At 53.4% G+C, this 6,235-nt stretch carries 5 protein-coding genes and 1 pseudogene; 2 read left to right on the plus strand and 4 right to left on the minus strand.

Features of this window, described 5'->3' with window-relative positions:
- Positions 1-44 precede the first annotated feature (44 nt).
- From FAP39_RS17045 to FAP39_RS17055, 3 genes are all read right to left on the minus strand, one after another.
- On the minus strand, positions 45-1,739 hold the full coding sequence (locus tag FAP39_RS17045; protein WP_138017578.1) for a recombinase family protein: 1,695 nt from the start codon (positions 1,737-1,739) through the stop codon (positions 45-47).
- A gap of 370 nt (positions 1,740-2,109) precedes the next feature.
- On the minus strand, positions 2,110-2,535 hold the full coding sequence (locus FAP39_RS17050) for a hypothetical protein (protein WP_138017579.1): 426 nt from the start codon (positions 2,533-2,535) through the stop codon (positions 2,110-2,112).
- A 10-nt stretch (positions 2,536-2,545) separates the two neighbouring features.
- The gene (locus tag FAP39_RS17055; RefSeq protein WP_171006914.1) at positions 2,546-3,091 is read right to left on the minus strand and encodes a type II toxin-antitoxin system PemK/MazF family toxin; all 546 of its coding nucleotides are present in this window, start codon (positions 3,089-3,091) and stop codon (positions 2,546-2,548) included.
- Between the two features lie 545 nt (positions 3,092-3,636).
- Here FAP39_RS17055 and FAP39_RS17060 point away from each other — a divergent pair.
- Positions 3,637-5,064 (plus strand): plasmid recombination protein, encoded by a 1,428-nt coding sequence (locus FAP39_RS17060; RefSeq protein WP_138017581.1) that lies wholly within the window; start codon positions 3,637-3,639, stop codon positions 5,062-5,064.
- 108 nt (positions 5,065-5,172) lie between these two features.
- Positions 5,173-5,559: a hypothetical protein gene (locus FAP39_RS17065; protein WP_138017582.1), complete on the plus strand. Its 387-nt coding sequence runs from the start codon at positions 5,173-5,175 to the stop codon at positions 5,557-5,559.
- Positions 5,560-5,800: 241 nt separating this feature from the next.
- On the opposite strand, the pseudogene FAP39_RS18025 reads toward FAP39_RS17065, so the two are convergent.
- A pseudogene (locus FAP39_RS18025) lies at positions 5,801-6,175 on the minus strand (acyltransferase family protein); the annotation flags it as partial.
- Positions 6,176-6,235 lie beyond the last annotated feature (60 nt).

A 6,235-nucleotide genomic window follows, 5' to 3' on the forward strand; every position in this document is an offset into this window, starting at 1 on the left:
GCAGCCCGGTAGCTCGTCAGGCTCATAACCTGAAGGTCGTAGGTTCAAATCCTACTCCCGCAACCAACTTTAGCGAACGTCTCTAAAGTTTTGACCGTCGAAGTAGACAAACCCGCTGATCCAGTGGGTTTTTTTGCGTTTAGGATCTCGGCCAAGTTGCCCGAAAACTCAACTGTGTGTGCATTTAGGTCGGCGTCATAGCCAATGATGATTTGGTTTATGAAATCCCGCAGCGCATCTCCGGCCCGGCCAGCCACGGTCTCATCTGAAAGCGTTTCTGCCAATTCAGCAACATGGGCGCGATAGATCATCGGGAGGTCGTCGGGTAGATCAATCTTCTGAGGTGTTGCCTCGGCGCGTTGCGCCTTTAGTTTGGTCAACTCCGCATCAACTTTATCGAGATGCTCAATGATAAGTTTGCTGCCAAGTCCATTCTCTACAGCCTCAATCAAGTTTGCCTTCTTTGCCTCGCGTTCCCGGATTTGGGCATCCTTGAGGTGAAGCTTGGCCTCACCATCCTGACTTGCTGCAGTCTGATGCCGTAGAAAATCCTTTTTGAACTGTTGATAGGCCTCTTCCTGCAGAAGGCCATTTCTCATACGTGACACGACATTCTCTTCAATGATATCTTTGCGCAGGCCGGGCATGCCGGAACACACTGCCGGGCCCTTTTCTTTTGCATTGGCACAGTAATAGGTCTTTCTGGTGCCAGAGCCGCCACCAATGGTCAGGTTGCCTTGACAGGTTTTGCATTTGAGAAGCCCGGAAAGAAGGTATTTGCGTCGACGCAACCCTTGGCTCACTGACAGTCCATTTTTGTCAGTTGGGGCGTGTTGGGCACGCGATTTGGCCTGTTGGTCTTGGCGTTCTTTGGCAGCCTCCCAGAGGTCCATGTCCAGAATGGCCAGGTCAGGAACTTCGAAGACTTCCCATTTGTCGGGATCGTTGAGACGAGAAACTTTCTTGCGGGTGTCTGGGTCACGGCGGTAATTCAACCGGTTCCAAATCCTGCGTCCAATATAGAGTTCATTGTTCAGGATGCCGGTTCCACGTGCGCGGTTGCCGTTGATGGTGTTTTGTTTCCAGTGACCACCTTGACCGGCTTTGTGGCGCGGAGAAGGGATCAGGTCTTCATTAAGTCCTGCAGCGATCTGTTGTGCGGACCGGCCAGCAACGAACTCGCGGAATATGCGTCGGATGACGATGGCTTCATCTTCGTCAATATCGAGTTCACCGACGATTTCTACACCGCGCGTATCTTGAGCAACTTTGTAGCCATAGCTCCGACCACCTGCACTCTTGCCGCTGCGAATTTTACCTGTGAGACCACGATGGGTTTTAGCCGCTAAGGCGTCAATGAATACGGCCGCCATGGTGGACGAAAACCCAAGCTGGATTGGATTTACGATCCCGTGTTCCAACGTGTATATCTCGACATCGTGGTAGGTGGCTTGTTTGAAAAAATGTGCGGCGTCTTCCTGATCTCGGCTGATCCGATCGAGGCTTTCGGTAAGCACGATATCGCAGCTTCGGGCTTGGACATCTTTAAGTAATTCTTTGAAGTCCGGGCGATCATTACGGGTTCCGGAAATGCCATGATCTGCGCGTTCACCGACGACAACCCAGCCTTGTTTCCTCGCTTCAATGCGACATTTGTCGATCTGATCCTGAACAGAGTTCGGGTTCTGCAAATCCGTAGAGTAACAGGCATAGATGATGGCGCGGAGCGGTTTGGTCATAGTGATTCCTTCTGTAATCAATTTGAACGTCAAAAAATGGAGAATTGAAGGTGAAAAGGGACGTCTCCCTTAAGTTGTGCCTGACTCTTGCCAAATTTGTGAGGTAGTACGGGGGCACTGCCTTCGAGGTTCGCTCACGACTGGCCTTCTCTTGGGAAGCGTTTTTTGCGGCAACTTCGGCGATAAGGTCGATCAACTTTGTGAGGTCCATCCTGGTTTCCTTTCCGTGCGAGACACGAACTCCTCAGCGTCGGTGGAAAAGGAATGGCCCTTGTGTGAGACCCGCAGCACACCCGCTTCTGCAAAAGGAAGCGGGTGTGACTTTCTCTTGTGGCTTAAGCCTGCAAAAAAGGAACGTGTGTGGCTGATACTACCGCGTGCCTGAATGCTGTTCTCGTAAACGGCCTATGATGCGTTCCGCGGCAACCAGGTCTGCGACGCGGTTTGAAGCGGCAAGAGATTCGAGGAACTTGGATCGAATTGGGGAAAGACCTTCGGTGTTTGCGTCTTCCCGAAGTTGGCGTTCGAGCCTCTCGAGGCACTGCTCCATGTCGACCTTAAACTGATCCGACAGGATGTCGCGGTTTGCCAGATGTTCGCGAAGGTGTCTGGTCGCTTTATGTGTGCGGCTTACAAGGTCACCTCGCAAGTCGTTCAGCTCTTCGAAGCCTTCCCGAAGGGCTTTGACACCATCAGCTGCGAGATCTTCGAGGCGTTCGATGTCAACGGGTTGTGAATCTGGATGAAACACTACGAGGCGGTGGGTGTTCTGAGCTGGGAAAGATGTTGGGAACATTTGAAAATCCTTAAGAGTGAGGTGCGCTTGCGGCATGGGGGGTGATGAATGTGAACGAGCGGGTTTGAATTGGTCGACGTCCGTAAAAACGGCGGCGTTTGCGCAAACCTGCGGCGCTGTCGGCTTGTGTTTGTAAACGCGCACGAATGCGGCTCATCAGCTCCAAGTCTTCGCCTTGCAGTGAGCCCATTACCGGAGATTTGGTTTTTGCGAGCCAGACAAACCCGCTGTGGCTCAGAGGCACATGGACGTGGCGACAACACAGAAACCGTGTAGGCTTGTGCAATCCAGCTGCGAGAATGCCAGTCTGCGAGGTCACGGCCAGATCATAGCCGCGGGTTTTGCGGGTGTCTTGCGAGGTGCCGTAGGCAATCGTCACCATGGGGATGCCGTCTTTGGGATCCCGATCGATGATAAGACAGGGCCGTTTCTTCGGCGTCTTGTCTGTAAGCGGGGGATCCAAAATGGGAAAACGGAAAGAGACAATGTCTCCCCAGCTCAGGTGATCACGCCAATCTTCTGAGCGTTTGGGATTTGGGTGGTAGGTGTCGAGCATTAAGAGGCTCCTCTGATGTTGTGGGTGAAAACAACGCCCACCGGACCCGTACCGTCTGATTTTGCATCCGAGAGTTTGGCTCCGCTTGCGCGTCATGAAAAACGTGCAAGCAGAGCCAAATTTGAGGTGCAGTTTGCCTTTGCAAGCTTTGGGAGAGTGTTGAGAGGGCTGCCCTCTTGGCCCCGCGTGGGAGCGCGAGCTGAAGGGGTTTGGGGAAGCGTTCGGAACGGCTTCCCCGGGCGCAATGGGGTCTTGGGGCCGGTGCAGAACGCAGCCCCAAGTCCGTCAGACAGACGCCGGTCGGGATTGCAAAGGGGCGGTGGCGAACGCGTCCTTTGCTCGGCAGACAGCCTGCCGCTCACAGCGCGGGGTTCGGGGCGGCGCCCCGACGAATGGGCAAGTGGAACGCAGGGGATGAAATCCCCGGAGTGCCACTTGCTTAGTGAGTAACGATCTGGCGCTTTGGTCCCAAAATCAGCTGCGCGTTTTTGTTTTTTGAAAAGCGACCCATCTGTGGGGGAGGAACTGCTACAGGAGCCTCTCTCATGTCTTATCACGCTCGCGGTCTCAGCGGTGTTGCCGCCCGCCATCCCATCGTTTTGCGATTTGCAGAGCTACGCCCCGAGGATCTTGCCAAGTTCGTCATGCATATGAAACGGGCCGGTGGTGATTTGAGTCATGTGGACAGGACACGCGCCGACCAAAACGAGCGTCTGATTGGCGAGGACGATTGGGTTGAGACCGCACTGGCGGAGATCGACTACATGCGGCACGCCAACTTCACAGAAGAGCTTCAGGCGCTGAAAGTCCGCAAGCGCCGCAAAGAGATGGATGCACGCATCCTGCAGGGGCTGGTGGATCCATGGAAAGAGTCAAAAGGCGGCCCGCTTCGTGAAGTCATCCTCACAGCCAACAAAGATTGGTTCGCAGAAACAACTGAGATGGGCGCGCTGTTTGATGTGGATGAGCGCGCCGAACGGGAAGCACAATTCAAAGCCCACGCCATAGATTGGTTGCAGTCGCGTTTTGGCGATGCCGTCATTCACGCACATGCCGATCATGATGAAACCACCTGCCACATCCATGCAATCCTGATGCCGCGTCATGAGAAGACCTCGGCGCGACGCGGGTTACAGCGCATGTTGCAGCCATCGGCCTATCCGCTCCTGAAAAGCTATGAAGCGGCGCAAGACGATGTGGGGGAATTCTTTGGTGAGATCGGATTGAAGCGCGGCGTGCGCGGAGCAGAAGCGCGGCGGGTCGTCCTTGAGGAGAACGAAAAAGCTCGAGAAATCGCGAAGAAGACAAAGTCCGATCCTGTTTTGCAGGATGTGCCGCTGATGCGAGAACACGTCCCAACCCCGGTCTGGTGGGCGCATGAAATCCAGCGGTTGAAAGAAAAATCCGAGGCTTTGGCAAAAGGGAAAGAGGCTGTCACCAAAGATCAGCAGACTGCGCGTAATGTTTTGGCCGAAGCACAAGCCGAGAGAGAAAAGGCTCGGCAGGCAAAAGTTGCGGCGAAGCTGCAAGAAGAGCAAGCGGCAGTGCGTGAACAGGAGGCGGAGGAGATCGTGGCGGTGGCCGAGGCTGTGAGCAGCGGCCAGATTGAGTTTGACGGCGCAAGTGTAGCAGTGACACCAAAGTTGCGGCCCCCAGAGACTTATGCGGAGCGCAAAGTTGCAGAGCGGCTCAAGGCCCCCGGATCAAAAGCGCGCGCGTTCTTTCAATCGCTTCACAAAAGCTATGGCGAGATGCGGGCCAAGGCAGATGAAAAAGCCGCCAAACGCCTGGCCTCAGAGGCGCAAGCCGTGCGGGTGGCTGCGAAGACAATCCAACAGTTGAAATCTACCTTGCTGGCAGCTGTTCCAAAGGGCCTGCAGACGCAGGCTATACGTGACTTTTTGAAAGCCGAGCGAGCCGAAAGAAAAATGGAGAAAAGGCTGAAAATCCCTGAGAGAGACCGTGATTTATGACGAAAACTCATAAGAAAACAATGCGTTATAAGAAAGTTGAGAAATATTTTTTTGTTTCTGAAAACGTACCATATTCGGAGGACTAAAACTTAACACGAAAGTAAAAATATGACTAAGAGAGTAACTCAAAAAGACATCTTTGATGCAAAAGTTGCCAATCAGGTTGGCAAACTCGCCATCGTCATTTCGGCCCAGAAAACCTACGAAGAACAGCGCAAAACTGCGAGCCGAAAAGCCGTTCTGGTTGCCTTCGACATGTGGCTGACAAAGGCCTCTGACGCAGAGCGCTACACATTCGTCGCGAGGCTGGCAGAAACCGCAAACCAGCGGAACAAAAGCCTGATCAACGAGTTCCTGGATGCCCTCGACGTGCCGATGGAACAAGATATGTCAGACGAGGTCGAAGGGACCCCTCAGATGGAGGGCGGGAATGCCGACGCGGATAAAGGCGGCAGAGCAAATGTCGAAGGGCAGGGCGACGCCACAAAGGCCTGAGACATCCCGTCAGGTTGGCCTCTCCGAGACGTGTCCGAAGTCGCCAGCCTGAACCAAAAAACTCCTGCGCCCAACCAAAAACTAACAATTGGGCGCGGCAAACCATGGCCAGCTTTGAAGTAGTCCGCTTTGTGCCAAAGGGCCGCTACCCTGAAGGTTTTTCGATGCGGGGGGCGCAAATGTCTGCATAACCGACAAAATGGGCTTTGAATTCGTTGGGGCGAATTAGATCGCTATCCGGTCAACTTTTTCTCCCAACCATTCTGCGGCCCAATTTATTTGTTGGCTTCTCTATTAGAATATAGGTGCAGGAAGAAAGTGCGACCGTGATGCCGTAGATTAAAGAAAACCGTGCAAAGCTACCTGTTTCGCTAATCATCCCGAAATCCTCAAGTGCCTGTATGACCAACGGGTGGATCAGGTATATGCTATAACTGATAGACCCCAAGAAAAGCAGTGGCCGAACCGTTAGAATTCGACACAATACCCTAAATTGATCAGGCCGAAGAAAGGCTATGAAAATTGCCGTGGAAAGAGCGAAGATTTCCCCCCGTCCTCCAAACTCAATTATCATAGGGACCAGCATTGCGCCCACAGCAAACATAATCCAAATTTTGGCGTGCTTTTGTTGTTTTGAAGTGGTCCTGCTTTTTAGGACAGGTTTGCGGCTTGGCTA

The sequence above is a fragment of the Shimia litoralis genome (genome assembly GCF_005518135.1).
Lineage (GTDB): Bacteria > Pseudomonadota > Alphaproteobacteria > Rhodobacterales > Rhodobacteraceae > Shimia_E > Shimia_E litoralis.